This window comes from Neorhizobium alkalisoli (genome assembly GCF_007829835.1).
In the GTDB taxonomy this organism is placed as follows: Bacteria; Pseudomonadota; Alphaproteobacteria; order Rhizobiales; family Rhizobiaceae; genus Neorhizobium.
Map to the genome: position 1 here is coordinate 577,529 of NZ_VIWP01000004.1, position 25,311 is coordinate 602,839.

Below are 25,311 nucleotides of genomic sequence, written 5' to 3' on the forward strand. Positions count from 1 at the left end.
CCTTCCCATGGATATGAACGAAATCAAAGAAATCTTTTTCCAGGAATGCGAAGAACAGCTCGCCGAACTGGAATCGGGTCTTCTTAAGCTGAACGACGGGGACCGCGACCCCGAAACGGTCAATGCCGTTTTCCGTGCCGTTCATTCCATCAAGGGAGGAGCCGGTGCTTTCGGTCTGGACGACCTGGTTGCCTTTGCGCACGTCTTCGAGACGACGCTGGACTGCGTCCGCTCCAACAAGCTCGAGCCGGGCCCGGATGTTCTTAAGGTCATGCTGAAGTCGGCCGACGTGCTGGCCGACCTTGTCACCGCCTCCCGCGATGGCGGTGGTGTCGACGAGGCGAGAAGCCGCGGCCTGGTCAAGGAACTCGAAGCGCTTGCCAATGGCGAGACGCTCGCTCCGGCAGCCCATGTCGAGGCACCGAAGGCTGCTGCCGCGCCGGCCGCTCCGATGCCGGCGCCGACGGACGAGAGCGGCTTCCAGCCGATCCCGTTCTCCTTCGACGACGAGCCTGAGACGTCGACCTTCGAAGTCACCTTCAAGCCGCGCCGCGAACTCTATTCCAAGGGCAATGAAGCCGCTCTGCTGCTGCGCGATCTCTCGCGTCTCGGCGAAATGAGCATTCATTGCGACATCGATTCTCTCCCGGACCTCGACAAGATGGATCCGGAAGCCTCCTATTTCGGCTGGACGATCTTCGTCACCACCGAAAAGAGCGAGGACGACATCCGCGCCGTCTTCGAATTTGCCGAATGGGATTGCGATCTCGAAGTGAAGCCGGTTGGCGCCGCTGAGACGAGTGAAGAACTGCCGATGGTTCCGGTACCGTTCGATCTTTCTGCTCTCGATGACGAGCCGGCCGTGGAGACTTCGGCTGTCGAAGAAACCGTTGCTGCTGCCGTTTCCGCCGCACAGACTGCTTCCGACGTCAGCAAGGTCGCTGCTGCCGCGGCCCGCGTCGAAAAGAAGGAAGCCGCAGCGCCTGCCGCTGCAGCCCAGAACAACGCCGCCCAGAACAATGCCGCAGCAGCTGCCGCTGCCGCCGGCCAGACGATCCGCGTCGATCTCGATCGCGTCGACCGCCTGATCAACCTCGTCGGCGAGCTTGTCATCAACCAGGCGATGCTCTCGCAGAGCGTCATCGAAAACGATGCGACCGGCACCTCGGCCGTCAACATGGGCCTCGAAGAGCTGCAGCAGCTCACCCGCGAGATCCAGGACTCGGTCATGGCCATCCGCGCGCAGCCGGTCAAGCCGGTGTTCCAGCGCATGTCGCGTATCGTTCGCGAAGTGGCCGACATGGTCGGCAAGCAGATCCGCCTCGTCACCGAAGGTGAAAACACCGAAGTCGACAAGACGGTTATCGACAAGATTGCCGAACCGCTGACGCACATGATCCGTAATGCCGTCGACCACGGCATCGAAAGCCCTGAAAAGCGCGAGGCCGCCGGCAAGGATCCGGAAGGCACGATCAAGCTGTCCGCAAAGCATCGTTCGGGCCGCATCCTGATTGAACTGCAGGACGATGGCGGCGGTATTAACCGCGAGCGCGTCAAGCAGAAGGCGATCGACAACGACCTGATCAGCCCGGATGCAAACCTCTCGGACGAAGAAATCGATAACCTGATCTTCGCACCGGGCTTCTCGACCGCAGACCAGATCTCCGACATTTCCGGCCGCGGCGTCGGCATGGACGTCGTCAAGCGCTCGATCCAGGCACTCGGCGGTCGTATCTCGATCTCCTCGCGTCCGGGTCTCGGTTCGACCTTCACCATGAGCCTGCCGCTGACGCTCGCCGTCCTCGACGGCATGGTCGTCACGGTCGCCGGCCAGACCCTGGTCGTGCCGCTGACGGCAATCGTCGAAACCCTGCAGCCGGAAGCATCCGCCATCCATTCCTTCGGCGCGACGCAGCGGTTGATCTCGATCCGCAACTCCTTCTGCCCGCTGGTCGATGTCGGTCGCATCCTCAACTTCCGCGCCACCCAGGCCAACCCGGTCGAAGGTGTCGCTCTGCTGGTGGAATCCGAAGGCGGCGGTCAGCGCGCGCTGATGGTCGATGCCATCCAGGGCCAGCGTCAGGTCGTCATCAAGTCGCTCGAAGCCAACTATACCCACGTTCCGGGCATCGCAGCTGCCACCATTCTCGGTGACGGTCGCGTCGCACTCATCCTTGACGTCGATGCAGTTGTCGCCGCTTCCCGCGGTCAGTCGCTCCGGGCTGAAATGTCTCTGGCTGCCACGGGCTGACCTGCATGTCGGATGTCATGAAGAGCATGTCCCAGGGAAACAAGGAACTGATCGCCTTTCGGATAGGCGATCAGGAATTCTCGGTGAACATCATGTCGGTCCGCGAAATCCGCGGCTGGACCCAGGCAATGCCGATGCCGCATGCTCCGCCCTACGTGATAGGGATGATCAACCTGCGCGGCGCCGTCCTGCCCATCGTGGATCTTTCGCTGCGGCTCGGCATGAAGAAAGCCGAGCCCACCGATCGCCACGTGATCATCGTCGCTCAGTTCAAAAATCGGATCGTCGGCCTGCTTGTCGAGGCTGTTTCCGATATCCTTACGATTACCGACGACAATATCCAGCCTGTCCCCGAGATCTCGTCGGATCTCGAGAGGCAGTATGCGAGAGGCATATTGGCGATCGATAAGCGGATGATCTGCATGATCGAGCTGGATGCCCTCTTCCCGGAGCAGGAAAGCGAAGCCGCATGATGTCTTTAGGTGCGATGGAAAGCCGGCAGTCGCCGGATGAAGTCCTGGCAAGCGGAGAATATCCGCTGACGCGGCGCGATCTCTCCGAGATCGCTGCGATGATCTATGCGGATGCGGGGATCTATCTCAACGATTCCAAGGCCTCTCTCGTCTATTCGAGACTGTCCAAGCATATCCGCAATCTGGGGCTCAGGGGCTTCCGGGAATATTGCACGCTGGTCTCTTCGCAGGAGGGCGCTGCCGCCCGCCGCGAGATGCTGTCGCACCTGACCACGAATTTCACGCGCTTCTTCCGCGAAAACCATCATTTCGAGCACCTGCGCGACGAAGTCCTGCCGGGCCTGATTGCTCGCGCCAAGAGCGGCGGTCGTGTACGCATCTGGTCTGCCGCCTGCTCGGACGGACAGGAGCCCTATTCGATCGCGCTGACGGTTCTGTCTGCCCTTCAGAACGCCGCCGATTACGATTTCCGTATTCTTGCGACCGACATCGATCCGAAGATCCTCGCCACGGCGCGCGCCGGTATCTATGACGAGAACGCTCTGGAAGCGATCAGCCCGGCCATGCGCAAGCAGTGGTTCCGTGAAGTCGATGCCGGTGGCCGCCGCAAATTCCAGGTCGATGACCGCGTCAAGAAGCTGATCACCTTCAACGAGCTCAACCTGATGGCCCAGTGGCCGTTCAAGGGCGGTTTCGACGTGATCTTCTGCCGCAACGTCGTCATCTATTTCGACGAACCGACCCAGGTGAAGATCTGGTCGCGTTTCGCTTCGCTGCTGCCCGAGGGGGGGCATCTTTATATCGGCCACTCCGAACGGGTGTCCGGTGATGCGAAGAACGCGTTCGATAATATCGGGATCACGACTTACCGCTACACCGGCAAGTCTGCAGGGAGGAAAGTATGAGCGCTCCGGCACGAGTCCTTGTCGTCGATGACAGCCCGACCATGCGCGGCCTGATCACGGCCGTCCTCAATTCCGATCCGGAAGTCAATGTCATCGGCCAGGCCGGCGACGCCATGGAAGCGCGTTCGGCGATCAAGCAGCTGAACCCGGACGTGGTGACGCTCGACATCGAAATGCCCAATATGAACGGGCTCGAATTCCTCGAGAAGATCATGCGCCTGCGCCCCATGCCGGTGATCATGGTCTCGACCATGACCCATCACGGCGCCCATGCGACGCTGGCTGCGCTGGAAATCGGTGCCTTCGATTGCGTCGGCAAGCCGGTTCCGGGCGATGCCCGTCCTTTCGTGGATCTGGCGGAAAAGGTGAAGGCTGCGGCCCGCTCCGGTCGCCGGCAGGTCGTCGCCGCGCCGGTTCCGGTTGCGACACCGGCAACTGAATACCGCGTCGGCCGCAAGGTTGTGGCGATCGGTTCATCAACCGGTGGTGTCGAAGCGCTGATCGCAGTGCTGCAAAAGTTTCCACAAAACTGCCCACCGACCGTAATTACTCAACATATGCCTTCCACGTTTACCAAAAGTTTTGCTGAACGGCTTAATCGTATCTGCGCTCCTGTAGTGCAGGAAGCGACCGATGGCGCACGGCTGGAGATTGGCAAGGTCTATCTAGCGCCCGGTGGCGAACGGCATCTGCAGGTGGTCAATCCGTCGGCGCCCTGTTGCCGGCTGATCGAAAAGGACCCGGTGAACGGCCACAGGCCGTCTGTCGATGTTCTTTTTGACTCGGTCGCGGAACTGGCTGGCCGCAATGCCGTCGGGGTTATCCTGACCGGCATGGGTCGCGACGGGGCTTCCGGTCTGCTGAAAATGCGCAGCGCAGGCGCTCGTACGATTGGCCAGAACGAAAAGACCTGTGTGGTCTACGGCATGCCGAGGGTCGCCCATGAAATTGGGGCCGTCGAGCATCAACTGCCGCTAGGCTCCATCGGTGAAGAAATATTGAAGTTAACTGCCGCCCGAAAAGAAGGTACCGAATAATGTCCCTCGCTGAAAAAATTAAAGTGCTGATCGTCGATGATCAGGTGACGAGCCGCCTGCTGCTCAGCGACGCACTGACACAGCTCGGTTTCAAGCAAATCACTGCCGCCGGTGACGGTGAGCAGGGCATGAAGATCATGGCCGAGCAGCCACACCACCTCGTCATTTCCGACTTCAACATGCCGAAGAAGGATGGGATCGAGTTCCTGCAGGCCGTACGCGCCAACCCGACCACCAAGAAGGCGGCGTTCATCATCCTGACGGCTCAGGGCGACCGCGCTCTTGTGCAGCGGGCTGCCCAGCTCGGCGCCAACAACGTTCTCGCCAAGCCGTTCACCATCGAAAAGATGAAGGCTGCCATCGAGGCAGTGTTCGGAGCGCTCAAATGAACGATGCCGCCGCTGCCAGGCGCATTCACATCATCCAGGGGGAGTGGAAGGTCGTCAACGATCCGAATGTCGTCCTTTCGACGATCCTTGGATCCTGCGTGGCTGCCTGTCTTCGTGATCCCGTTACGGGAGTCGGCGGCATGAACCATTTCCTGCTTCCCGGCACGGCCGGGGCAGGAACCTCCGGCGGTGACGCCACCCGCTACGGCGTTCATCTGATGGAATTGCTGATCAACGGCCTGCTGAAGCAGGGCGCCCGCCGCGACAGGCTGGAAGCCAAGATCTTCGGCGGCGCCAAGACGATTGCCAGCTTTTCCAATGTCGGCGAACAGAATGCCGCCTTCGCGATGCAGTTCCTGAAGGATGAAGGCATTCCGATCGTCGGTTCCTCGACCGGTGGCGATCACGGCCGCAAGCTCGAATTCTGGCCCTCCAGCGGTCGCGCGCGGCAATATCCGCTGACCGGTGCAGAAACCCAGAAAACCGTTGCGCTCGAACAGCGTCCGGTTCGTGCTCCCGTCAAGCCAGTCGAAGATTCGATCGAGTTCTTTTAAGCATAGCAAGCGGGATCCATACGAGGACAGCCATGAACGAGATCGTCGCCCCGAACACCGCTTCCCTCGAGGAATCCCTGCCGGAAGTCCTGATGCGTCTCGTATCGGAACTTCACGACGTCGCTTATCTGATCGAGCGTATCGAGCCCCAGGTTCTGGAACTCGGCGGTCCGCAGATCCTCCAGCATCCCGACAGCATGAAAGTGCTGCAGGGCATCGACCTCGCGGTTCAGAAGACGCGCGGTCTTGCAGAATTCATCGATACCGTCACCGCGAGCATTCCGACCGAATGGAAGGTCGATGTCTCGACGGCACTCAGCCTCGTCAAGCTTGCCGACATGCAGAAGGCATTGGCAAACGGGTTGCGCCACGGTCACTCGCAGCCGATCAACAAGGCCGCAGGCGACTTCGATTTCTTCTGATAAGGCCTGAAAACCGGCCTGCGGCAGGGCTCCCACCCCTCTACCGCATCTGCGAAGGCCCTGCGCCTTCGAAACGCTCGCACAAGCTTCGGCAACTAAGTTGGCCTCGGGCATAGGCTCGATATCTTGTGTGACGATGTGGGAACAGAATGAATCTGTTGGCTCAATTTTCAACAATCTTTAAAAATCTGGCCAATTTGGGCCAGACGCGATTGATTGCTCTTGGCGCAGTTGGCGTCGTCTCGGTGGCTATTGTGCTCGCCGCCGCACTTTACGTGAACAAACCGGCCTATGAGACCCTTTATACGGGCCTCGAGACCACGGACCTGAACCAGGTCAGCATCGCACTTGCAGAAGCCAATCTTCCATTTGAAGTCGGCACGGATGGCAAGAGCGTGCAGGTTCCTGTCGGCATGACCGGTAAGGCACGTCTGCTGCTCGCCGAGCGTGGCCTGCCGAACAGCGCCAATGCCGGTTACGAACTCTTCGATAATGTCGGCTCTCTCGGCCTGACCTCGTTCATGCAGGAAGTCACCCGCGTCCGCGCCCTTGAAGGCGAGATCGGCCGTACCATCCAGCAGATCGCAGGTGTTGCCGCAGCCCGCGTCCATATCGTTATGCCCGATGTCGGCAATTTCCGGCGTGGTGAGCAGAAGCCGACCGCGTCGGTCATGATCCGCGCCAGCTCGTCCACCGGCCGCAAGGCCGCTTCGTCCATTCGTCATCTCGTTGCTTCGGCCGTTCCGGGCCTCGATGTCGAGGACGTGACGATTCTCGATTCGACCGGCCAGCTGCTCGCTTCCGGTGATGATGGCGGCAACAGCCAGATCAGCCGTTCGCTGGGCGTCGTCCAGTCCGTCCAGCAGGAAATCGAAAGCAATATCGACAAGGCGCTCGCGCCCTTCCTCGGCATGGACAACTTTCGCTCCAGCGTGACCGCACAGCTCAATACCGACGCCAAGCAGACTCAGGAAACCGTCTTCGACCCGAATTCGCGTGTCGAGCGCTCGGTGCGCACGACCAAGGAAGCCTCGAAGTCGCAGCAGACCGAAACAGACAACGCCACCACTGTCGAACAGAACGTTCCGCAGGCCGCACCGCAGGCCGGTGGCAATAATGGTCCGAAATCTTCCGATCAGTCCGACAAGAAGGAAGAGCAGACCAACTACGAAATCAACCAGAAGACCGTCGCGACGACCAAGAACGGCTACCAGATCGAAAAGGTCTCGATCGCCGTCGTGGTCAACAAGGGACGTATCGCCAAGATGGTCGGCGAACCTGTCGATCAGGCCAAGATCGACGCCTACCTGGCCGAAATGCAGAAGATCGTATCCTCGGCCGCCGGCATCAATGCCGACCGTGGTGACGTCGTGACGCTGACCGCCATGGATTTCGTCGAGACCCAGCTGCTGGATGACGCCGCGACCGGCCCGAGCATGATGGAAGTGCTGAACCGCAATATCGGTGGCATCATCAACTCGCTCGCCTTCGTCCTGGTCGCCTTCCTGGTGGTCTGGCTTGGTCTGCGCCCGCTCATCCGCACCGTCGGTGGTGGCAGTGCGGCTGGCGAACTCGCGACAGAAGGCGCAGGTCTCGAACTGCCCGACTTCTCGCCGGGCGGCGCAAGCCCATCGCTCATGGAAGGCTTCGGCTCGGACTTCGGTTTTGACGGGGGCGACGACTTCATGGGTGGCGAAGACGAGGGCAGCTTCAACCGCCGCGTCAAGGAAGGTCCGGAGAAACGCCTCGCCCGCATGGTCGAGATCTCCGAAGAGCGGGCCGCAAAAATTCTCCGCAAGTGGGCCGTCGACAAGGCAGCCTGAGTACCTATCACGAAAATATGATCAAGGAAGGCCGGGCTTGCCCGGCCTTTTCTTTCAACCTTGCCACATACTTGGCGGATTCTGCTCATAACAATGCCAAAGTTGGTTCGGCTTTAGCCGGGGAAAGTTCCCCCGCGGCCATAGCAATTCCTGCACCATTTCCTAAAATAACTATGATTCGTACGGTAAATTCCGGCTTCAGGATGGAGAAGCTTGGTTTGCGGTGTTTTGATTCTGGGGTTCGGGTTTGATAATCCGGAGGCGGTTCAAGGCATTTCAGGCTGGACTATCATACGTCGTTTGATGAAACCGACACGCGCGACTGCGGTCGTAGCGTGTCCGGGGAGCAGATCGCGAATGGAGTTGCCAGAGGCAGACAGGACACCGGAAAGCCGCCGCCCGCAGGATCCGGCTGGCTCCAGGATCATGTCGCGCGAGCAGCTCGTGAGGCGTCTTTCGGTTTCCACCAGATCCAACAACGTGCAGGCCGTGATGCGGCTTCTGGCCGACTATGTCGGCGCATCGCATTTCCTTCTTGCCCGTTACGATCTCGTCCAGGAACAGGGGCTCGACTTCATCGTCACCTCAAACTGGCCTTTCGATCTCGTGCGGCGTCTGGGCGCCGATCTGGCAAGTGGATATGCCCGCTCTACAGAGCTCGAAAAATGCCTGTCGCTTCTGACACCGAGCTTCTCGCTGCTGCCGGATGACATTTCTCCGCCGGACAATATCAGCCGCCAATATTGCGCCCTGACCTTCTGCGTCGGAAAAACCCGTTTCTCTCTGATGCTTCTCTTCTCCGAAGGCATCATCCTGTCGCAGGAACGTCTGCGCGAAGTCGGACTTTTCGCGGCCTATGGTGCAAGTTTTGCCGAAGCGCGCGATGCCAAGGCGGAGCGCGATTTCGAACTGACGGAACGCGAGCTGGAATGCCTGTTCTGGATCGCGGAAGGCAAGACCAGCGACGAGATCGCCGTCATTCTCGGCATCTCCCGCAACACGATCAACAACTACATCACCAGCGTGATGCGCAAGACGGCCACCAAGACACGTTCGGAAGCGATTGCTTACGCAGTTCGCAACAATCTCGTTTAGAACAGGGGTAAATGGGCATGGGGTTTTCCCGCAGCGGCGTTGTGGATGGGCCGGGCAGCATCCAGTATCTGCGCCTGCAGCGAGCCTCGAGCCGTTCCGATGTCTTTCCCAAACTCGTCGCGATGCAGAAGAACCTGCGTGCCCGCAACTTTGCCGTCTTCAGGGTCGCTGGTGCAGGGCTTCCGAACAAACGCAAGCTCGTCTGCGAGCTGGAGAACTGGGGCGTGCTTGCCGCCGAGCAGCAGGATCAGCTGATGGAAGGGTATGGCGAGATCTTTCTCGACCATATCGAAATGTCGGTCCTGCCATTGATCTGGACCGGCACGGAGAACGGCGCCTTTTCGGAAGCGGGCGAGTTTTCCTCGCTGGTGCGGCAGCTCGATGAACGGGCCACACCCTTTTCCGGTGTCGCCTTTCCCGTTCGCCTCGGCGCGCTTGGAAATGGCTATGTGGCTTTCCTCGCGGGTTCGCTTGCCCTCGAAAGCGACCTGATCATCGACCAGCATGTGAGAAGCTGCCAGGTGATGATGGATCTTCTGGCTCTCGACGAACGGCGCAGCATGCCGGCCGAATCACTGAGCGAGCGTGAGGTGGCCTGCCTTCAGCTGGCCGGTGATGGCAGGATCAGCGAAGAAATTGCCGAAAAGCTCGGTCTCTCGGTCCACACCGTCAACGCCTATCTCGGATCGGCGACGATCAAGCTCAATTCGGTCAACCGCATCCAGGCGATCGCCAAGGCGATTCGCCTTGGCTACATTCACTAGGCGCCTTACGTCCAATCGGACATGCGAAGCGCGGCGGTCGGAGACTGCTGGGTGGTTTCGGCGTCAGTGCGACGTTGAGCTTGCGGCGACGAACTTGGCGTCGAGCAGGCTGCGGGCCAGAAAATCGGTGTTTTCATCCGGATTTTCAGACGGATTCTGGAATGAGATATGGTCGATTTCCAGTCCCGCGCTCTGGTCAGCGAGCGTCAGGCGAGCGTAGACGGAGACGCCACGTGGTTTGATTTCCAGGTCCAGCACCACTTCCGGCTGACCATTCCATTCAAGCTTGAAATCGCCGCCGGCGCCGAAGCTGACCGTGCCCGGATGGAAATAGAGCTCTGCGGCGGAAGAGACGAGGTCGGACAGACTGCTATAGCGTTCGAGACGCAGCAGAGAAATCAGGTCGCCAGCGTCCAGCAGACGCAATTCGGATGCGACGGGGCTGAGGGCGGTAGCGACGATCTTTTCCCGTTCGAGGGAATAGGCGCATTTTTTCATGACGCTTAGCGTGTCCGTTTCTGGAGCGACCGGGATGCGTAAATCCGGTGCACGAGTTCTGCCACAGCCTTGTAGAAGACTGGTGGGATGACAGTATCCACCGAGACTTGCGCAAACATGGAGCGCGCTAGCGGCGGATCTTCAAAAACGGGAATATCGTTTTCCTCTGCAATCTCGCGAATCCTGAGCGCGATGATGTCCTGGCCCTTTGCAACGACGACGGGCGCGTCGCTTTCCTCGCGTACATAACGAAGCGCCACCGCATAATGGGTCGGGTTGGCGATCACCAGCGTGGCGCGGGGCACGTTGCTGATCATGCGCCGGCGGGCTCGGTCACGGGCGATCGAGCGCTGCCTCGACTTGACGATCGGGTCGCCCTGCGCCTGCTTGTACTCGTCCTTGACCTCCTGCTTGGTCATTTTCAGCTGTTGGTACCAGTGGTGCCGCGTCCAGAAGAGGTCGATGATTGCCAGAAGCGCTGCCGATGCCAGAACGACGATCACCATCTTGCGGGCAATCGCGTTGAGCTTCACCAGGATAACCTGGGGGTCGGAAAACATCGCGTCGAGAACGGCGAAATATTCGCCGCGCAGGGCGAGATACATGATCAGCGCCACCGCAAAGATCTTGAAGACGGATTTGGCGAATTCGATGAGGCCGGTGATGCTGAATATTCGCTTCAGGCCGGCAACCGGCGATATGCGGCTGAACTGCGGTCTGATCCGTTCGAGCACGAAGGATGGCATGTTCTGCGCGAAAGACGAGCCAAGCCCGAACAGGATGAAGAGAATCATTACCGGCGCGAGGAAGCTTGCTATCGCCCAGCCAAGATGGACGCCCAGCGAGACCATGTCCTGGGTATTCTCCATCTGCCACTGCTCGGGCCGATCGAAGAGATCCTTCAGAACCTGGCTGATCTGCGCGAAGCCGGAAGGCAGGAAGAATACGAGAAAGACGTAGAAGGCCAGCATCGAAGCGAAGAGCGGTACTTCGCGAGAGACCGGAACGTTACCTTTTTCGGCTGCATCGGACAGCTTTTTGGAACTTGGGTCTTCTGTTTTGCTGTCTTTATCTTCGTCAGACAAGGCGCCATTCCATCGAGCGAATCGGCTGCGGCCGTACCGACAGTCTAGCCTGTGAGGCGGTATCGGGTAATCGAGTCAACAAAAAGACCGGGGGATATCCCGTCGACCGCCGCCGTCTTTCGGACGCATGCGGCATCCCGGACAAAAAAAGACGGAGCGGACTTCAGTCCACTCCGTCTTCTCCTCGTGCATGATGGTTTGATCAGGCCGCCTCGGGGGCCTTCTCTTCTTCGCTCTTTTCTTCCTCGACCTTTTCCTTGAGCAGGATCTGGCCGGCATTGGCGAGACGGATCGCTTCCTGTGCAACGGCACGGCGGGCGATGGCCACTTCGCGCGGATTGAGTGCCGCACCCTGGACACCGAGATCCGATTCGATCATGCGGCGCTGGCGCGGGCTGATCGACGACAGGACACATTCCTTGATCTCGTTGCTTGCGCCACGCAGCGCCATCGTAAGGATGTCGCCGGCAATGTCGTTGAGCAGCATGACGCGGCTGCGCTGCGGCATGTACATGAGGTCTTCGAAGAGGAAGATCTTCGGGCGGACCTTGGTGGCGGATTCCTTGCTGATGTCCTCGAGCGAGCCGAGCAGGGTATCGACCTGCTTCTTCTCGAGTTCGTTCATCAGTTCGGCAACCTTCGCAGTACCGGTCGAGTTGCGTTCTGCCTCGATGGCTTCGATCAGTTCGATCACGCGGTTTTCGATGATCTGCGAGGCCTTCGGGCTGACCTGCTTCATGTTGACCGTACGGTTCATGACGTCTGCGCGGCGTGCTTCCGGCAGCTGCATCAGCACCTTGGCGCCGAACGAGGACGGCATCATGGACAGGATATAGGCGATGGTCTGCGGATGTTCCTTGACCAGGAATTCGCCGACAAATGCCGGATCGGCATCCTGCAGCCTGTCCCAGATCGAGGATTCGTAAGCCTGGAAAGCGGCGCGACGGCCGAGCAGGCCGTCGACTTCTTCAGGCGTCAGGCCGGCTTCGAGGATGCCCTCGATGGCGGCCGCGTTGTCCATCAGGCCGGTGCCTTCGGTGAACAGGTCTTCGAATTCGTTGACGAGCTGCAACAGTTCGTCCGGCGGAATGGCGCGGAGCGTCTGTGCCGAGGCGATGATCGTCTGCAGCTCGTTCTGGGTAAAATACTTGAGCAGCTTGCCGGCGACACCCTTGCCCATGGCAAGCAGTACCGCGGCCGCCTTTTCGGCCTGGGACAACGGTTGCGCTGACACTGCGCTCCCGAAATCTTCAAAGTCCATCATGGTCTTCCCTCTCTGTCCCTACACCGGGATCAGGCGCGCTTGGTGCTCAAGACTTCGGTCAATTTCACTCCGAAGCGGGTATCGTCATTTTCCAGTACGGTGATCTCGCCCTTGCCGATACGGCGGCCGTTCACCATGATTTCGACCGGCTCGCCGATCTTCTTGTCGAGTGCGATCGTGGCGCCTTCTTCAAGGCTCATCAGGCCGGAGACCTGCATGCGGCTGGTGCCGAGCACGATCTCGACGTCGATCGGGATATCCATGATCAGGTCTAGATTGGCATCGAGCGCCGAGCCTGCTTCCCGCTGCGAACCACCCGACGACATATCGTCGTCGAAGCTGCTGCCGCCGAAGCTGGCGCCACCAAAATCAGACACGCCGGAATCGGCACCAAATTCGCCGCCGAAATCGGAAGACTGCGCAAAATCGCTGCTGCCGCCGGCCGCGCCGAAATCGGCGTCGAAACCAGGCACGCCACCGTCTTCATCTGCCTTCAAGACGCCACGCAGGTCGTCGATGGCCTGATCCAGCTCGGCTTCGTTGCCGACCGGCATCAGGGAGTCGTCTTCGGTGATGGGGGTCTTTTTCGTTGCCATGAAACCATTATTCCCGTTGAAACTTGCGTCAGCCTGCCTTCGCGGAAATGCCGCTGCAGAGAGGGCGCCTTCTAGCCTATCAGGTGTGTGAGAATTTCATTTTCAGTACTGATATTATCCTTTACGCGGACTGTATAACGCTCGCCCGAGCGCCCGAATTCGCACGAATACATGTCGCGACCATTGGCGCTGACCTGAACCTGCACATCGGATTTGTCCTTGAAAGCGATGACATCGCCGACGGCGAGGCGCGAAATCGTGCCGAGCGTCAGCTTCTGCAGCCGGATACGGGCCTCGAGCGTCACCTGCGAGCGGCGAACCTGCTCGTTCATGCGATCGGTCCATTCCTGCTGGTTCTTGCCGGCCTGGCCCTTTGCCCGCGGCACAACCACATTCGTCTTGAGGAAGGCGCGCTGCGGGATGATGAGCGCGAATTCGGATTTGACCTTGCCGAGTTCCAGGCCCATACGGATCGCCACGCCGAATTCCGGCGCTGCCGGAACTTCCGGCTTCGGGCGGCCTTCGGAATTATAGGGCTTTTCGAGAGTGGCCTCGAAGCCACCCGCAGCATTGACGCCGGAGCGCAATACGTTGGCGATACGCTCGAACACCATCGTGGCGAGGTCGAGCTCGATATCGGAAAGCTTCCGCTCGGTCGACTGCAGCACGGTGTCGGGCGCTGCACCAAGCATCAGCTCCATCAGCGCCATGATGAACGTGCTGTTGCAGCCGAGCACGAAATTCGGCGACCAGTTGCGCAATGCGCCGTCGCTGAGGGCGTAGCCGTCGCCGAGGTCGTCGATCAGGCTGGTCATCAGGCCGGAGCGGCATCCGCCATAGGTGACGCCGATATGGATACCGGTTTCGCTGTGAAAGACGTCCGGCAGGAACTCCGTATAGAGGCTGCCGAAATCGGCGCTGATCTTCTCGACGGTCTTGCGATCGCCAAGGCCGCCGGTCAGCTTTGCGAGGACCGCAAGGTCCATCGTGGGAGAAGATTGCGTCGCTTCACTCATGATCGTCAGGCTGCCTTCTCACCACCGGGGTTCATCATTTCCTGTTCGACGCTGTCGATCGAAGGACGTTCGTAGTTGGAAATGGTCTTGCGGCCATATTCGAGCGCAACCTGCGGAACCGAGCCGTTCATGTAGGCAAGCAGCGTCTGCTTGACGATGATGTAGAGGCGGTGCTGCTTGGTGCGGACGATCTTGATCTGCGAGCAGATCGGGTTGCAGATGCAGTAGGACAGAAGAATGCCGAGCATGGTGCCGACGAGTGCCGCGCCGATCAGCTCGCCCAGAACTTCCGGCGATTCGTTGATCGATGCGAGCGCCTTGATGACGCCGAGAACGGCCGCGACAATACCGATTGCCGGGAAGGAATCGCCGATCGCGGTGATCGCGTGATAAGGCTTCAGCTTGTCGTGCAGGATGGTGTCGATTTCTTCGTCCATCAGCGCCTCGATCTCGTGAGACCGTGCATTGCCGATGATGATCAGGCGCACATAGTCACAGATGAAGGAGGTCAGCTCCTTGTTCTTCAGAACGCTCGGAGAGGACTGGAAGATCGAGGATTCTTCCGGATTGTCGATATGCGCTTCGATCTCGTTTCGCGACTTGGTGCGCAGGTCGCGCATCAGCGAATAAAGGCAGCCGAGCACGTCGAGATAGTGGCGTTCCTTAGGAACCTTGTTGCCGAAAGCGTCGCCGAGCGCCTTGCCCGAATCCTTCACCACCTTCATCGAATTCGACATGATGAAGGTGCCGACGCCGGCGCCGCCGATGATCAGCAGTTCGTAAGGCTGGAACAGTCTTTCGACAGGGCCGTGTTCTGCCATGAAGCCGCCGATCACACAGCCGACAATGATCACGAAACCAATAATAATAATCATCGCGTACCTTCACCGATCGTTGTTTGACCCCGAGATACGGCTTCTGGCTTGCGTGAGGCTGGTTCTGGCGTGCGCTGCGGCATGAACCGGGCCAAGGGCTTGGCCGAACAGGTTCGCGCAAGTCTTCTTAAATAGGTTCCGCCAGGATTGGACGGGAATGTCCGGTGAATGGGGCTGTTTTGCCCTTTCATGCAAACGGCATGCGGACCGCCCGGGTCTCGTGCAATACCCTGGAACACGGAGGCAAATGATATGCAATCCGGACTTTACGTCGGTGTGTCATCCCAGATCGCGCTTGAGCGCCGCCTGAACACTATCGCCGACAATATGGCCAACATGAACACCGTCGGCTTCCGCTCCACGGAAGTGAAGTTCGACGAGGTGTTGAGCAAGACGAAGAACGATATCGGCGCCAAGATCGCCTTCGTGACCCAGGGCAATGACTATCTGTCCACCAAGACCGGCCAGCTTGAGCGCACCGGCAACCCTTTCGACTTCGCGGTCAAGGGTGATGCCTGGTTCGCCATCAACACGCCGGCCGGTCAGGTTCTGACCCGCGACGGCCGTTTCACCATGGACGAGAACGGCTCCTTGAAGTCGATCCGTGGCTTTGCCGTGCTTGATGCCGGCGGCGCGCCGATCCAGCTTAATCGCGACGGCGGCCCGCCGACGGTCGGCGCTGATGGCATCATCCGCCAGAACGACCAGGCGGTCGCGACGCTCGGCCTGTTCACGGCCGATATCACCAAGGGCTTCAATCGTTACGAGAACGAAGGCGTCATTCCGGTCGACAATCCGCAGCCGCTGGTTGATCGCTTCGATACCTCGGTCGCCCAGGGGTATGTCGAGCAGTCGAATGTCAACGGCATCGGTGAAATGACCGAGCTGATCCAGGTCAACCGCGCCTTCGAAGGCATCTCCTCCCTGATGCAGGACAGCGAGAGCTCGATGAAGGATGCGATCAAGACCCTCGGCGGCTCCAATTCGTAATCGGCAGTAGGCAGGCATGATCGAAGCAGCGATAGAACAGTCGGTTGCGGGCGGCAGGCTCGCCGCGCTCGCCGCGCTGACCGCAAGTTATGCCGAGCCATCGGCGCTGGTCGTCAACGGCGGCCGCGTACGTACCATTGCGGCCGGCCACTATACCGTGACCGGCCTGTCCAAGCTCGTCCACCTCGGCGAATTCGTTGCCCATCGCAGCCCGAACGGCCTGCATCTCGGCGAAGTCGTGCGTGTCGAGCCGGATCTCATCTATGTCTGCCCGATCGAACCGGGCGAGCCGATCGGTGTCGGCGACACGATCATCCATCAGGGCGCTTTCCGGGTTTCTCCCGATGACAGCTGGTGCGGCCGTACGATCAATTCGCTCTGCGAACCGATCGATGGTGAAGGCCCACTTGAAAAGGGGCAGAACGCCCGTTCCATCAATACGACTGCGCCACCATCCATGACCCGTGCCCGCGTGGAACACGGTTTTCGGACCGGCGTGCGTGCCATCGACATCTTCTCGCCGCTCTGCCTTGGCCAGCGTCTCGGCATTTTCGCGGGCTCCGGCGTCGGCAAGTCGACGCTTCTGTCCATGCTGGCGCGTGCCGAAGCCTTCGACAAGGTGGTGATCGCACTGGTCGGCGAACGTGGTCGCGAAGTGCGCGAGTTCATCGAAGATACGATGGGCGAGAACATGTCGAAATCGATCTGCGTCGTTGCGACCAGCGACGAAAGTCCGATGCTGCGCAAGATGGCACCGCTCGTCGCCATGACCATTGCCGAGCACTTTCGCGATCAGGGTGACAACGTCCTGTTCATCGCAGACAGCGTCACGCGTTTTGCCCATGCGATCCGCGAAGTCGCGGTTGCCGCCGGTGAGCCGCCGATCGCCCGTGGTTATCCCGCCTCCGTCTTCACCGAGCTGCCGCGCCTTCTCGAACGCGCTGGCCCGGGCGTCGAGGAAACCGGCACGGTGACGGCGATCATCTCCATCCTCGTCGATGGCGACAATCACAACGACCCGATCGCCGACTCCACGCGCGGCATTCTCGACGGCCATATCGTTCTCGACCGCTCGCTTGCGGAAGAGGGGCGTTATCCGCCGATCAACCCGCTTGCCTCGATCTCGCGTCTGGCAACCAAGGCCTGGACGCCGGATCAGAAGACGCTGGTCTCGCGCCTCAAGGCACTGGTCCACCGTTTCGAGGAAACCCGCGACCTGCGCCTGATCGGTGGTTACCGCCCCGGCAGCGATCCCGATCTCGACATGGCGATCAAGCAGGTGCCGGTCATCTACGATGTTCTCAAGCAGACGCCGGGCGATGACCCGGCGGAAGACGCCTATGCCGATCTGGCAAACGCACTGCGTGCCGCCGCGGGCCAGCCCGTAGCGCAATCGGCTATCGCGAGAAGGTAATTTGGAATGAAAGGCAAAGAGATGAGCCAATCCATGTCACGGGCAAAGAAGAAGAACGCATCGCGCTTCGCCGACCGGGCTCTCGTTGCGACGGGGGTAACCCTTGCTGCGGCCTCGGCTTTCTTCCCATGGTACGTCTTTCTGAACGAGGACAAGTTCGGCCTCAATGTCGATCCGATGGATCACACCCGTGACCTGCCGCCGACCGCGCCCCGCGCAGTCTTCAGCGTCTCTCCACTGGCGATGATCGACAATACCAAGGATTTCATTCCGCCGGCCGACCCCATGGATGCGTTGACCACTGCGACCACCTCTTCCCTGGGAGAGAAGCGGGACGGTAATCTCGTGGAAGATCAACCGTTTCCGGGCAGGGGAAATTTCAAGCTGCTGCACGTCGCCAACGGCCGAGCTCTGATCGAGGACGGCAAGGGCATGTACATGGTGCGGGTCGGCTCAATCCTTCCCGACAACACCAAGCTCGCCTCCCTGGAACAGCGGGACGGCCGCTGGGTGATCATTACATCCAGCGGTGAAGTTTACAAAGACCAGGTTCCAGGAAAGCCGTAAGTCCGACGCAAGGTTACTCGCATAGGCTCCTAATAGAAGATGGAGTAAAGCCTATGCAACCGATTCAGCTTTTCAGTCTCGCGTCCCGCCAAGCCGAATGGCTTTCCGTGCGCCAGGAGGTTGTTTCCGGCAATATTGCCAACGCCAATACCCCACATTTCAAATCCAAGGATGTCACGCCTTTCGAGGCGGTGCTCGACAAGAGCTACATCCCGATGGCCCGCACCAATCCGGCCCATTTCGCCGCCAACGAGCTGAGCGATCAGGTCGAGGTCAAGGATGCCGCACTCGACAACGAAATCGGCGTGCAGGAATCCGGCAATACCGTATCGCTGGCCGATGAACTTTCGAAAGGCGGCGAGATCAAGCGCCAGTACGAACTGAGCACCGGTCTCGTCAAATCGTTCCACAGCATGATGCTGCTGACAGTCAAGAGGTAAGCAAATGGATCCGCTATCGGCCTCCCTGAAAATCGCTGGATCGGGATTGGAGGCCCAGTCCACGCGTCTGCGTATCGTTTCCGAAAACATTGCCAATGCCCGTTCGACCGGCGACACGCCCGGTGCCGACCCCTACCGCCGCAAGCTGATCACGTTTGGTGAGCAGCTGGACAAGACGAGCGGCGTCGATGTGGTTGGCGTCAAGAAGATCGGCGTCGACAAGGGGAAGTTCGTCGAGGAATACGATCCGGATCATCCGGCTGCAGATGCCAAGGGCATGGTCAAGATGCCGAACGTCAACATGCTGATCGAGATGGCCGACATGCGGGAAGCGAACCGCTCCTATGACGCCAATCTCCAGACCATCAAGCAGACGCGCGAACTGATCGCCTCTACCATCGATCTCCTGAAGGCCGGACAATGATTGACCAGGTTCAAAACGTAAGCTCTCTCTCCCTGACCCGTGGTCTGGATGAGGTCACGAGCGACAAGAGCTCTTCCACTTTCGGCACGCTGGGTGCCAACGCCCTTGGCAGCACCGCGCTGACACCCGGCCAGGCAACTGGCCAGAGCTTCGGCGAGATGCTGGGTAATATGGCGACCGAGACGGTCAACAGCCTGAAGGGCGCGGAAGCGATGTCCTTCAAGGGCATCCAGGGCAAGGCGAACACCCGCGAAGTGGTCGATGCCGTCCTGGAAGCACAGCAGTCCCTGCAGACGGCTCTCTCGTTCCGCGACAAGATCGTCTCCGCATATCTCGAAATCACGAAGATGCAGATCTAAAGTTTTAAGGACGAAGACATGAGAGCGCTTGCCGTCGCCGCAACGGGCATGGATGCCCAGCAGACCAATCTTGAAGTCATTGCGAACAACATCGCCAACATCAACACGACCGGCTACAAGCGGGCGCGTGCGGAATTCTCCGACCTTCTCTATCAAAGCGAACGCGCCCAGGGCGTGCCGAACCGTGCCAACCAGGCAATCGTGCCGGAAGGCGCCAATATCGGTCTCGGCGTTCAGACCTCGGCCGTCCGTAACATCCATACGCAGGGCGAACTGACCCAGACCGAAAACCCGCTCGACGTATCGCTCGTCGGCCGTGGCTGGTTCCAGGTTCAGGCTCCCGATGGCACGACGCTCTATAGCCGCGCCGGCGCCTTCAACCAGAACGCCCAGGGCCAGCTGGTGACGATCGACGGTTATGCCGTCGTCCCGAACATCACCTTCCCGGCCGATGTCAGCGAAATCCAGATCAGCCGTTCCGGTGAAGTCAACGTGCGTATCGGCAACGACACCACGTTCACCCAGGTCGGCCAGCTGACCATTGCAAATTTTGCCAACGAGGCCGGCCTGCAGCCGCTCGGCGACAACCTGTTCGGCGAAACGCTCGCCTCGGGTCAGGCCACGGTCGCAGCTCCCGACGACCCGGGCTACGCCTATCTGAAGCAGGGCTATCTGGAATCGTCGAACGTCGATGCGGTCAAGGAAATCACCAATCTGATTTCCGCGCAGCGCGCCTACGAAATGAACTCCAAGGTCATCACCACAGCAGATGAGATGGCTTCGATCGTCAGCAAGAACCTGAAATAAAACAGGAGACGGGCAGACATGAGGTTTCGCCGGAAGAATGTGAATGCAGCAGTGAAGTCGGTCTCGGCTCTGGCGCTTGTCTGCGCCGTGATGGCCGGGCCGGCCTTTGCCGAGTCCAATACGGCCGTCGTGCCGCTCTCCATCATCTATCCCGGCGAGGTCATTTCCCAGAACCGCGTCCAGGAAGTGGAGGTCACCAACCCGAACCTCTCCGGCGACTACGCCAAGAGGATCCGGCAGGTTGCCGGCATGGTCAGCAAGCGCACGCTGCTTCCGGGCCGGACCATCTCGCTCTCCGGGCTGCGCGAGCCTTTTGCCATTACCCGCGGCAAGAATGTGCGGATTGCCTTCAACGTCGGCGGCATGTCGATCTCGGCGGCTGGCATGTCGCTCGACGATGCGGCGGTCGGCGACATCATCAAGGTTCGCAATTCCGATTCGGGCATTACCGTCAGCGGTACCGTCATGCCCGACGGTTCAGTACAGGTCCTTGATCAATGAGATATACCCGCATTATCGGCCTGTTCGTGCTGGCCGCTGGCCTGCTCGCCGCAGCGGCGGCAAGCACCGCCGACATCGCCCGGATCAAGGACATTGCCTCGCTGCAGGCCGGCCGTGACAACCAGCTGATCGGTTATGGTCTCGTCGTCGGCCTTCAGGGTTCCGGCGACAGCCTGCGTTCCGCACCCTTCACCGATCAGTCGATGCGCGCCATGCTGCAGAACCTCGGCATCTCGACCCAGGGCAGCCAGTCGAATGCCAAGAACGTCGCAGCCGTCATGGTCACAGCCAACCTGCCGCCTTTCGCAAGCCCCGGCAGCCGCCTGGATGTCAGCGTCAGCTCGATGGGTGACGCGACCTCGCTGCGCGGCGGCACGCTGGTCATGACCTCGCTTTCCGGCGCGGACGGCCAGATCTATGCCGTTGCGCAAGGCTCGCTGATCGTTTCCGGCTTCCAGGCGCAGGGCCAGGCGGCGACGCTGACGGAAGGTGTCACCACCGCCGGCCGCGTCCCGAACGGTGCGATCATCGAGCGCGAATTGCCGTCCAAGTTCAAGGATTCGGTCAATCTCGTGCTGCAGCTGCGCAACCCGGATTTCTCCACTGCCGTCCGCATCGCCGATACGGTGAACAATTACGCCGCTCGCCGGTATGGCGCGCCGATCGCCGAATCGCGTGACAGCCAGGAAGTGGTCGTTTCCAAGCCGAAGACGGCCGATCTTGCCCGCCTCATGGCCGAGATCGAAAACCTTCAGGTCGAGACGGACACGCCTGCCAAGGTCGTCGTCAACGAAAAGACCGGCACGATTGTCATCGGCGCCGACGTCAAGGTTTCGCGCGTCGCTGTCAGCTACGGCACGCTGACCGTTCAGGTCACCGAGACGCCGCAGATCGTCCAACCGGAGCCCTTCTCGAATGGCGAGACTGCCGTGCAGCCGAATACCGACATCATGGCGATGAAGGACGGCGGCCAGGTGGCGATCCTCAACGGCCCGGATCTGCGCACGCTCGTCGCCGGCCTCAACAGGATCGGCGTCAAGCCGGACGGTATCATCGCAATCCTGCAGGGCATCAAGTCGGCAGGCGCACTTCAGGCGGAGCTCGTTCTCCAATGACGGATAATCTGATCACCTTCACGGTTTCCCGCAGCCTCGTTCGCCGGGTCGTTGTCGCCGGTGCGCTTCTGGCTCTGGTTCACCAGGCAGGCGCCCAGCAGCAGCCGGATCCGGCCTCGTTTGCCGCGACGTCCAGCCAGGACGAAATCCAGAAGTTCTGCGGCAATATTGCCGACCAGGCCCGCGACCAGCGTTATCTCTTGCAGAAGCAGGAGCTGGAAAAGCTGCAGGCCGATGTCGACGATCGCATCAAGACACTCGAAAGCCGCACGACCGAGTATCAGGACTGGCTGAAGCGCCGCAACGATTTCGTGCAGCGCGCCCAGGCCGGCCTTGTCGATATCTTCAAGACGATGAAGCCGGATGCCGCAGCACCGCAGCTCGAGCAGATGAAGATGGAGATCGCCGCGGCGATCATCATGCAGCTGCCGGCGCGCCAGTCGGCGCTCTTCCTCAGCGAAATGGATCCTGAAAAGGCCGGTATGATCTCGACGATCATTTCGGCGGCCTCCGATCCGAACACATCCAAGCGTCCCCAGCCCGTGAAAGCCCCGACATGATGAAAACCGCTCCAGCCATTGTCGCCGTCCTTTTCCTGGCCGGCTGCCAGAGCCAGACCATCAAGGAAATCGGCAACGCCCCCGCGATGAGCCCGATCGGCAGCGGCCTGCAATATACGCAGACGACGCAGATGGCGTCCTATCCGAAGCAGCCGCGCCATATGGCCAACGGTTATTCGCTCTGGTCCGACAGCCAGGCAGCCCTGTTCAAGGACAGCCGCGCGCTGAACGTCGGCGACATCCTGACGGTCGATATCAAGATCAACGACAAGGCGAACTTCGACAACGAGACGGAGCGCAGCCGCAAGAACTCGACCAGCCTTACCTGGAGCGCAGGTGTTGCCAATCTCTTCGGCTGGACGCCGAAGGCTGCGGCGACTGGCGATCTCGGCTCCGACTCGAACACGGATTCCGACGGCAAGGGCAAGATCAAGCGGTCTGAAACCCTCAATCTGCTCGTCGCCGCCGTCGTCACCGGCATTCTCGAAAACGGCAACCTGCTGATCAGCGGCTCGCAGGAAGTCCGCGTCAACCACGAGATCCGTATCCTGAACGTCGCCGGTATCGCGCGTCCGCAGGACGTCGATTCGCAGAACACGATCTCCTATGACAAGATCGCCGAAGCCCGCATCTCCTACGGTGGCCGCGGCCGCCTGACGGAAATGCAGCAGCCGCCGGTCGGCCAACAGGTCGTCGACCTGTTCTCGCCCTTCTGATGATGATGGGGCTTAAGGCCCCGACGCTTTAAGGTCTGAAACCAAGATGGCGGATGAAGCACAGCCCGGTGAAGGCACCGAAAAGAAGAAAAACTCGCTGGTGATGCTGATCGCCGGCGTGGCGGTGCTGACGCTTGTCGGCGCCGGCGGTGGCTGGGTCGTGGGCGGCATGATCGCCCCGAAGGATCCGCTTGCCGACCAGAAGAAGGCCGAGGCGGAGGCTGCCGCCAAGGAAGGCGAAAAGGGCAAGGGTGGCGAGAAGGGACTTCCCCATATCTCCACCGAGGCGAACGGCGTCGTTCTGCTCGAGCCGATCACCACCAATCTTGCCTATCCGTCCGACAACTGGGTACGGCTCGAAGTGGCGCTTGCCTTCAACGGCCCGCCCGAAGCGGCGACCGCCGAAAGCGTTCACCAGGATATCCTCGCCTATCTGCGCACCGTTTCGCTGCAGCAGATCGAAGGTCCGCGCGGCTTCCAGTATTTGCGCGACGACCTGCAGGAACGCGCCAGCCTGCGCTCGCAGGGCAAGGTCGCAAAGATCCTGCTGCGCAGCTTCGTCATCGAATAACCCACGATTTGAATGTGAAATGGAAAAGGCGGCTGAGCATGGCTCGGCCGCCTTTTTTATTGCCTATATATAAAGTGAAACTGCGAGAGCCGGACGATCACCCGTCCGACCCTCGAATGGTGCCGTATCAGGCGATGCGCTTCAGGTAGCCGTCCGGAGCAGCCGTGATCAGCAGCTTGTTCTCGATCGACTTGTCGATCGCAAATTCGGGATGCGTCTTCAGATATTCGAAAACGGCCGTCTTGGGATTGTCTCCCGGACCCCATGGGCGATCGCCGGCCAGTTCTTTCGGCAGGTCTTCGACCAGCGTGTCGAACACGACGCAATAGCTGCCGACGCTGACGAGCGGCGCGTAGAGTTCCAGTTCCTTCAGCACGTGTTCGTGGGTGTGGTTGCTGTCGAGGCAGACGAGGATCTTCTTGTAGCCGGACGCGATCTTGCGGACCTGGTCCATGATATCAGGCGCGACGCTCGACCCCTGGATCATTTCGATGCGGGGATAGAAAGGATGGGCTTCGATCGCAGCGCGGTTATGGGCGCGGATATCGATATCGACGCCGAGAACCTTGCGCTTCGGCTTGTTCGGATCGACCGTTTCGCCCTTTTCCGCAGCTTCCGCCATTTCAAGCAGGGACAGGAGGGTGGCGCTGAGAATCAGCGAACCGCCATGGGCAATGCCGGTCTCGATGATCAGGTCGGGCTTCACCTCCCAGACCAGCTCCTGCAGGGCGACCATGTCCTGCGGGTACTGGATAATCGGCCGGCCGAGCCAGAAGAAATTGTAGGAATATTTCGACTCGATCGAGGAATGCATGAAGGCGGAAACGTCGCTCTTCAGCTTCGCATCTTCCGGCACGGCGGCGATGCGCGTTTCGACTTCCTTTTCGAACTCGGTCTTTGGGGCTTTCGTTTCGGTCATGGAAATCGTTCCTGTCATTTAAGTCCGGAAACCGGAATGGATTGGTCTTTTACCCCGACGACGCAGGGCGGATCGATGAGATTGTCGGGTCTTGCGCCAAAGCGCAGGAGGTCGCGGCGGCCATATTCGTCGGCGATCCGCTCGGCCATCTGCCGCACTGTAATCGGAATGCCGGAGCAGATGTTGACCGGTCCTTTCGTCTCTCCCAGCGCCACGGCGGCAATCTGTCGCCCGGCCTCGGCCACATCCACGAAATCGCGGATCTGGTTGCCGCTGGTAAGATCGACCGGTTCGCCGACGGAAAGCTTCTGGTGAAGATAGGGCACCAGCCGGCGCGCGTCCTCCCCCTCGCCATAGAGATAGAAAAGCCGGCACCAGGCAAAGTCCACATGTCGCAACGGCAGGTATTGCGAAAGCGCCATGAAGGTCGCGGCCTTGGCGCCGGCATAGGGCGTCGTCGGCCGGATCGGCGCATCGGTTTTCAGCATGCCGAGCGACAGATCATATTCGAAACAGGTGCCGATACCGATGAAGCGGCGCACGCGTGCTTCTGCCGCGCCCTTCGCCATTTCCAGGCTGCCTTCCAGGCAGTCGAGATTGCGCGGCGACTGGAGATATTGGCCGGGCTCCGCATACCAGGCAGCATGGACGACGGTATCGATCCCCTCGCAGGCTGCCTGCCACCACGCGGCGCTTTCGGAGAATATGTCCGGGCTTGCGATGATCTTCTCTATGGAAACGTCAGCCGGAAGACGGCTCTCCGAGCCTTCCCGTACAACGGCACGAACCGATGTACCGGCATCGGCTAGCGCTCGAAGGATCTGTCTTCCGACAAATCCGGTTGCACCGGTGAGAAGGACTTTTGCGCTCATGACCGGCCC

The 25,311-nt window shown here is 60.1% G+C and carries 30 protein-coding genes; 22 read left to right on the forward strand and 8 right to left on the reverse strand.

Annotated elements, in window-relative coordinates; translation table 11 throughout:
* The first annotated feature begins 7 nt into the window (after nucleotides 1-7).
* The 10 genes from FHW37_RS18640 to visR all read left to right on the forward strand — a co-directional run bounded on the left by FHW37_RS18640 (nucleotide 8) and on the right by visR (nucleotide 9,713).
* Nucleotides 8-2,251, forward strand: coding sequence for a chemotaxis protein CheA (locus FHW37_RS18640; RefSeq protein WP_145639059.1), 2,244 nt, complete (start codon nucleotides 8-10; stop codon nucleotides 2,249-2,251).
* 5 nt (nucleotides 2,252-2,256) lie between these two features.
* Entirely contained in the window at nucleotides 2,257-2,724 is a 468-nt protein-coding gene (locus FHW37_RS18645) for a chemotaxis protein CheW (protein WP_145639061.1), read from the forward strand.
* Nucleotides 2,721-3,629: a protein-glutamate O-methyltransferase CheR gene (gene cheR, locus FHW37_RS18650; protein ID WP_145639063.1), complete on the forward strand. Its 909-nt coding sequence runs from the start codon at nucleotides 2,721-2,723 to the stop codon at nucleotides 3,627-3,629. Before FHW37_RS18645 ends, cheR begins: the two co-directional genes overlap by 4 nt.
* Nucleotides 3,626-4,666, forward strand: coding sequence for a protein-glutamate O-methylesterase CheB (cheB, locus tag FHW37_RS18655; RefSeq protein ID WP_145639065.1), 1,041 nt, complete (start codon nucleotides 3,626-3,628; stop codon nucleotides 4,664-4,666). Before cheR ends, cheB begins: the two co-directional genes overlap by 4 nt.
* Complete coding sequence (locus FHW37_RS18660; RefSeq protein ID WP_145639066.1) at nucleotides 4,666-5,055, forward strand: response regulator; 390 nt, start codon at nucleotides 4,666-4,668, stop codon at nucleotides 5,053-5,055. The genes cheB and FHW37_RS18660 overlap by 1 nt, the downstream gene beginning before the upstream one ends.
* Nucleotides 5,052-5,609 (forward strand): chemoreceptor glutamine deamidase CheD, encoded by a 558-nt coding sequence (gene cheD / locus FHW37_RS18665; RefSeq protein WP_145639068.1) that lies wholly within the window; start codon nucleotides 5,052-5,054, stop codon nucleotides 5,607-5,609. Before FHW37_RS18660 ends, cheD begins: the two co-directional genes overlap by 4 nt.
* A 32-nt stretch (nucleotides 5,610-5,641) precedes the next feature.
* Entirely contained in the window at nucleotides 5,642-6,031 is a 390-nt protein-coding gene (gene cheT, locus FHW37_RS18670) for a chemotaxis protein CheT (protein ID WP_145639070.1), read from the forward strand.
* A gap of 149 nt (nucleotides 6,032-6,180) precedes the next feature.
* On the forward strand, nucleotides 6,181-7,854 hold the full coding sequence (fliF, locus tag FHW37_RS18675) for a flagellar basal-body MS-ring/collar protein FliF (RefSeq protein ID WP_145639072.1): 1,674 nt from the start codon (nucleotides 6,181-6,183) through the stop codon (nucleotides 7,852-7,854).
* A 357-nt stretch (nucleotides 7,855-8,211) separates the two neighbouring features.
* On the forward strand, nucleotides 8,212-8,949 hold the full coding sequence (visN, locus tag FHW37_RS18680) for a transcriptional regulator VisN (protein WP_145639074.1): 738 nt from the start codon (nucleotides 8,212-8,214) through the stop codon (nucleotides 8,947-8,949).
* A 17-nt stretch (nucleotides 8,950-8,966) separates the two neighbouring features.
* Nucleotides 8,967-9,713, forward strand: a complete 747-nt coding sequence (gene visR / locus FHW37_RS18685) for a transcriptional regulator VisR (RefSeq protein ID WP_145639076.1) — start codon at nucleotides 8,967-8,969, stop codon at nucleotides 9,711-9,713.
* Between the two features lie 63 nt (nucleotides 9,714-9,776).
* Here visR and FHW37_RS18690 read toward each other — a convergent pair whose 3' ends face one another.
* The 6 genes from FHW37_RS18690 to motA all read right to left on the reverse strand — a co-directional run bounded on the left by FHW37_RS18690 (nucleotide 9,777) and on the right by motA (nucleotide 15,047).
* On the reverse strand, nucleotides 9,777-10,211 hold the full coding sequence (locus tag FHW37_RS18690) for a hypothetical protein (protein WP_145639077.1): 435 nt from the start codon (nucleotides 10,209-10,211) through the stop codon (nucleotides 9,777-9,779).
* 5 nt (nucleotides 10,212-10,216) lie between these two features.
* Nucleotides 10,217-11,296, reverse strand: coding sequence for a flagellar biosynthesis protein FlhB (gene flhB / locus FHW37_RS18695; RefSeq protein WP_145639079.1), 1,080 nt, complete (start codon nucleotides 11,294-11,296; stop codon nucleotides 10,217-10,219).
* A gap of 202 nt (nucleotides 11,297-11,498) precedes the next feature.
* Entirely contained in the window at nucleotides 11,499-12,560 is a 1,062-nt protein-coding gene (gene fliG / locus FHW37_RS18700) for a flagellar motor switch protein FliG (RefSeq protein WP_145639081.1), read from the reverse strand.
* A gap of 29 nt (nucleotides 12,561-12,589) precedes the next feature.
* A complete protein-coding gene (gene fliN / locus FHW37_RS18705) occupies nucleotides 12,590-13,156 on the reverse strand; it encodes a flagellar motor switch protein FliN (RefSeq protein WP_145639083.1) in 567 nt (188 codons plus the stop codon).
* 71 nt (nucleotides 13,157-13,227) lie between these two features.
* Nucleotides 13,228-14,172, reverse strand: coding sequence for a FliM/FliN family flagellar motor switch protein (locus FHW37_RS18710; RefSeq protein WP_145639084.1), 945 nt, complete (start codon nucleotides 14,170-14,172; stop codon nucleotides 13,228-13,230).
* 5 nt (nucleotides 14,173-14,177) lie between these two features.
* On the reverse strand, nucleotides 14,178-15,047 hold the full coding sequence (gene motA / locus FHW37_RS18715) for a flagellar motor stator protein MotA (RefSeq protein ID WP_145639087.1): 870 nt from the start codon (nucleotides 15,045-15,047) through the stop codon (nucleotides 14,178-14,180).
* Nucleotides 15,048-15,299: 252 nt separating this feature from the next.
* Between motA and flgF the strand changes: the two genes are divergently transcribed.
* Genes flgF through FHW37_RS18775 form a run of 12 tightly spaced genes read left to right on the forward strand, consistent with a single transcriptional unit; the run spans nucleotide 15,300 to nucleotide 23,511 of the window.
* Entirely contained in the window at nucleotides 15,300-16,037 is a 738-nt protein-coding gene (flgF, locus tag FHW37_RS18720) for a flagellar basal-body rod protein FlgF (protein ID WP_145639089.1), read from the forward strand.
* A 16-nt stretch (nucleotides 16,038-16,053) separates the two neighbouring features.
* Nucleotides 16,054-17,451, forward strand: a complete 1,398-nt coding sequence (gene fliI, locus FHW37_RS18725; RefSeq protein WP_145639091.1) for a flagellar protein export ATPase FliI — start codon at nucleotides 16,054-16,056, stop codon at nucleotides 17,449-17,451.
* Between the two features lie 33 nt (nucleotides 17,452-17,484).
* Complete coding sequence (locus FHW37_RS18730; protein ID WP_246690820.1) at nucleotides 17,485-18,018, forward strand: flagellar protein; 534 nt, start codon at nucleotides 17,485-17,487, stop codon at nucleotides 18,016-18,018.
* Between the two features lie 53 nt (nucleotides 18,019-18,071).
* Nucleotides 18,072-18,458, forward strand: coding sequence for a flagellar basal body rod protein FlgB (gene flgB / locus FHW37_RS18735; protein WP_145639095.1), 387 nt, complete (start codon nucleotides 18,072-18,074; stop codon nucleotides 18,456-18,458).
* Between the two features lie 4 nt (nucleotides 18,459-18,462).
* On the forward strand, nucleotides 18,463-18,882 hold the full coding sequence (flgC, locus tag FHW37_RS18740; RefSeq protein WP_145639097.1) for a flagellar basal body rod protein FlgC: 420 nt from the start codon (nucleotides 18,463-18,465) through the stop codon (nucleotides 18,880-18,882).
* Complete coding sequence (locus FHW37_RS18745; protein WP_145639099.1) at nucleotides 18,879-19,241, forward strand: flagellar hook-basal body complex protein FliE; 363 nt, start codon at nucleotides 18,879-18,881, stop codon at nucleotides 19,239-19,241. The genes flgC and FHW37_RS18745 overlap by 4 nt, the downstream gene beginning before the upstream one ends.
* Nucleotides 19,242-19,259: 18 nt before the next feature.
* Nucleotides 19,260-20,048: a flagellar basal-body rod protein FlgG gene (flgG, locus tag FHW37_RS18750; RefSeq protein ID WP_145639101.1), complete on the forward strand. Its 789-nt coding sequence runs from the start codon at nucleotides 19,260-19,262 to the stop codon at nucleotides 20,046-20,048.
* A gap of 18 nt (nucleotides 20,049-20,066) precedes the next feature.
* The gene (flgA, locus tag FHW37_RS18755) at nucleotides 20,067-20,549 is read left to right on the forward strand and encodes a flagellar basal body P-ring formation chaperone FlgA (protein WP_145639103.1); all 483 of its coding nucleotides are present in this window, start codon (nucleotides 20,067-20,069) and stop codon (nucleotides 20,547-20,549) included.
* Nucleotides 20,546-21,664 carry a flagellar basal body P-ring protein FlgI gene (locus FHW37_RS18760; RefSeq protein WP_145639105.1) on the forward strand — a complete coding sequence of 373 codons (1,119 nt, stop codon included), beginning with the start codon at nucleotides 20,546-20,548 and terminating at the stop codon, nucleotides 21,662-21,664. The genes flgA and FHW37_RS18760 overlap by 4 nt, the downstream gene beginning before the upstream one ends.
* Complete coding sequence (locus FHW37_RS18765) at nucleotides 21,661-22,224, forward strand: MotE family protein (protein WP_145639106.1); 564 nt, start codon at nucleotides 21,661-21,663, stop codon at nucleotides 22,222-22,224. Before FHW37_RS18760 ends, FHW37_RS18765 begins: the two co-directional genes overlap by 4 nt.
* Nucleotides 22,221-22,940 (forward strand): flagellar basal body L-ring protein FlgH, encoded by a 720-nt coding sequence (flgH, locus tag FHW37_RS18770; RefSeq protein WP_145639108.1) that lies wholly within the window; start codon nucleotides 22,221-22,223, stop codon nucleotides 22,938-22,940. The genes FHW37_RS18765 and flgH overlap by 4 nt, the downstream gene beginning before the upstream one ends.
* A 46-nt stretch (nucleotides 22,941-22,986) precedes the next feature.
* Nucleotides 22,987-23,511 carry a flagellar basal body-associated FliL family protein gene (locus FHW37_RS18775; RefSeq protein WP_145639110.1) on the forward strand — a complete coding sequence of 175 codons (525 nt, stop codon included), beginning with the start codon at nucleotides 22,987-22,989 and terminating at the stop codon, nucleotides 23,509-23,511.
* Between the two features lie 127 nt (nucleotides 23,512-23,638).
* Here FHW37_RS18775 and FHW37_RS18780 read toward each other — a convergent pair whose 3' ends face one another.
* Both FHW37_RS18780 and FHW37_RS18785 read right to left on the reverse strand, forming a co-directional pair.
* The gene (locus tag FHW37_RS18780) at nucleotides 23,639-24,430 is read right to left on the reverse strand and encodes a cephalosporin hydroxylase family protein (protein ID WP_145639112.1); all 792 of its coding nucleotides are present in this window, start codon (nucleotides 24,428-24,430) and stop codon (nucleotides 23,639-23,641) included.
* A gap of 14 nt (nucleotides 24,431-24,444) precedes the next feature.
* Nucleotides 24,445-25,302: an NAD-dependent epimerase/dehydratase family protein gene (locus tag FHW37_RS18785; RefSeq protein WP_145639113.1), complete on the reverse strand. Its 858-nt coding sequence runs from the start codon at nucleotides 25,300-25,302 to the stop codon at nucleotides 24,445-24,447.
* Between the last annotated feature and the right edge of the window lie 9 nt (nucleotides 25,303-25,311).

Coding starts and splice junctions, on each gene's coding strand:
- FHW37_RS18780 (WP_145639112.1), bottom strand. CDS start 24,430: ATGACCGAAACGAAAGCCCCAAAGACCGAGTTCGAAAAGGAAGTCGAA.
- visN (WP_145639074.1), top strand. CDS start 8,212: ATGGAGTTGCCAGAGGCAGACAGGACACCGGAAAGCCGCCGCCCGCAG.
- FHW37_RS18660 (WP_145639066.1), top strand. CDS start 4,666: ATGTCCCTCGCTGAAAAAATTAAAGTGCTGATCGTCGATGATCAGGTG.
- FHW37_RS18645 (WP_145639061.1), top strand. CDS start 2,257: ATGTCGGATGTCATGAAGAGCATGTCCCAGGGAAACAAGGAACTGATC.
- flgC (WP_145639097.1), top strand. CDS start 18,463: ATGGATCCGCTATCGGCCTCCCTGAAAATCGCTGGATCGGGATTGGAG.
- FHW37_RS18710 (WP_145639084.1), bottom strand. CDS start 14,172: ATGAGTGAAGCGACGCAATCTTCTCCCACGATGGACCTTGCGGTCCTC.
- cheD (WP_145639068.1), top strand. CDS start 5,052: ATGAACGATGCCGCCGCTGCCAGGCGCATTCACATCATCCAGGGGGAG.
- cheB (WP_145639065.1), top strand. CDS start 3,626: ATGAGCGCTCCGGCACGAGTCCTTGTCGTCGATGACAGCCCGACCATG.
- cheR (WP_145639063.1), top strand. CDS start 2,721: ATGATGTCTTTAGGTGCGATGGAAAGCCGGCAGTCGCCGGATGAAGTC.
- FHW37_RS18765 (WP_145639106.1), top strand. CDS start 21,661: ATGACGGATAATCTGATCACCTTCACGGTTTCCCGCAGCCTCGTTCGC.
- motA (WP_145639087.1), bottom strand. CDS start 15,047: ATGATTATTATTATTGGTTTCGTGATCATTGTCGGCTGTGTGATCGGC.
- FHW37_RS18785 (WP_145639113.1), bottom strand. CDS start 25,302: ATGAGCGCAAAAGTCCTTCTCACCGGTGCAACCGGATTTGTCGGAAGA.
- flgA (WP_145639103.1), top strand. CDS start 20,067: ATGAGGTTTCGCCGGAAGAATGTGAATGCAGCAGTGAAGTCGGTCTCG.
- fliN (WP_145639083.1), bottom strand. CDS start 13,156: ATGGCAACGAAAAAGACCCCCATCACCGAAGACGACTCCCTGATGCCG.
- flgH (WP_145639108.1), top strand. CDS start 22,221: ATGATGAAAACCGCTCCAGCCATTGTCGCCGTCCTTTTCCTGGCCGGC.
- FHW37_RS18640 (WP_145639059.1), top strand. CDS start 8: ATGGATATGAACGAAATCAAAGAAATCTTTTTCCAGGAATGCGAAGAA.
- FHW37_RS18775 (WP_145639110.1), top strand. CDS start 22,987: ATGGCGGATGAAGCACAGCCCGGTGAAGGCACCGAAAAGAAGAAAAAC.
- flgG (WP_145639101.1), top strand. CDS start 19,260: ATGAGAGCGCTTGCCGTCGCCGCAACGGGCATGGATGCCCAGCAGACC.
- FHW37_RS18745 (WP_145639099.1), top strand. CDS start 18,879: ATGATTGACCAGGTTCAAAACGTAAGCTCTCTCTCCCTGACCCGTGGT.
- flgF (WP_145639089.1), top strand. CDS start 15,300: ATGCAATCCGGACTTTACGTCGGTGTGTCATCCCAGATCGCGCTTGAG.
- FHW37_RS18690 (WP_145639077.1), bottom strand. CDS start 10,211: ATGAAAAAATGCGCCTATTCCCTCGAACGGGAAAAGATCGTCGCTACC.
- cheT (WP_145639070.1), top strand. CDS start 5,642: ATGAACGAGATCGTCGCCCCGAACACCGCTTCCCTCGAGGAATCCCTG.
- visR (WP_145639076.1), top strand. CDS start 8,967: ATGGGGTTTTCCCGCAGCGGCGTTGTGGATGGGCCGGGCAGCATCCAG.
- flgB (WP_145639095.1), top strand. CDS start 18,072: ATGCAACCGATTCAGCTTTTCAGTCTCGCGTCCCGCCAAGCCGAATGG.
- fliI (WP_145639091.1), top strand. CDS start 16,054: ATGATCGAAGCAGCGATAGAACAGTCGGTTGCGGGCGGCAGGCTCGCC.
- fliG (WP_145639081.1), bottom strand. CDS start 12,560: ATGATGGACTTTGAAGATTTCGGGAGCGCAGTGTCAGCGCAACCGTTG.
- FHW37_RS18730 (WP_246690820.1), top strand. CDS start 17,485: ATGTCACGGGCAAAGAAGAAGAACGCATCGCGCTTCGCCGACCGGGCT.
- FHW37_RS18760 (WP_145639105.1), top strand. CDS start 20,546: ATGAGATATACCCGCATTATCGGCCTGTTCGTGCTGGCCGCTGGCCTG.
- fliF (WP_145639072.1), top strand. CDS start 6,181: ATGAATCTGTTGGCTCAATTTTCAACAATCTTTAAAAATCTGGCCAAT.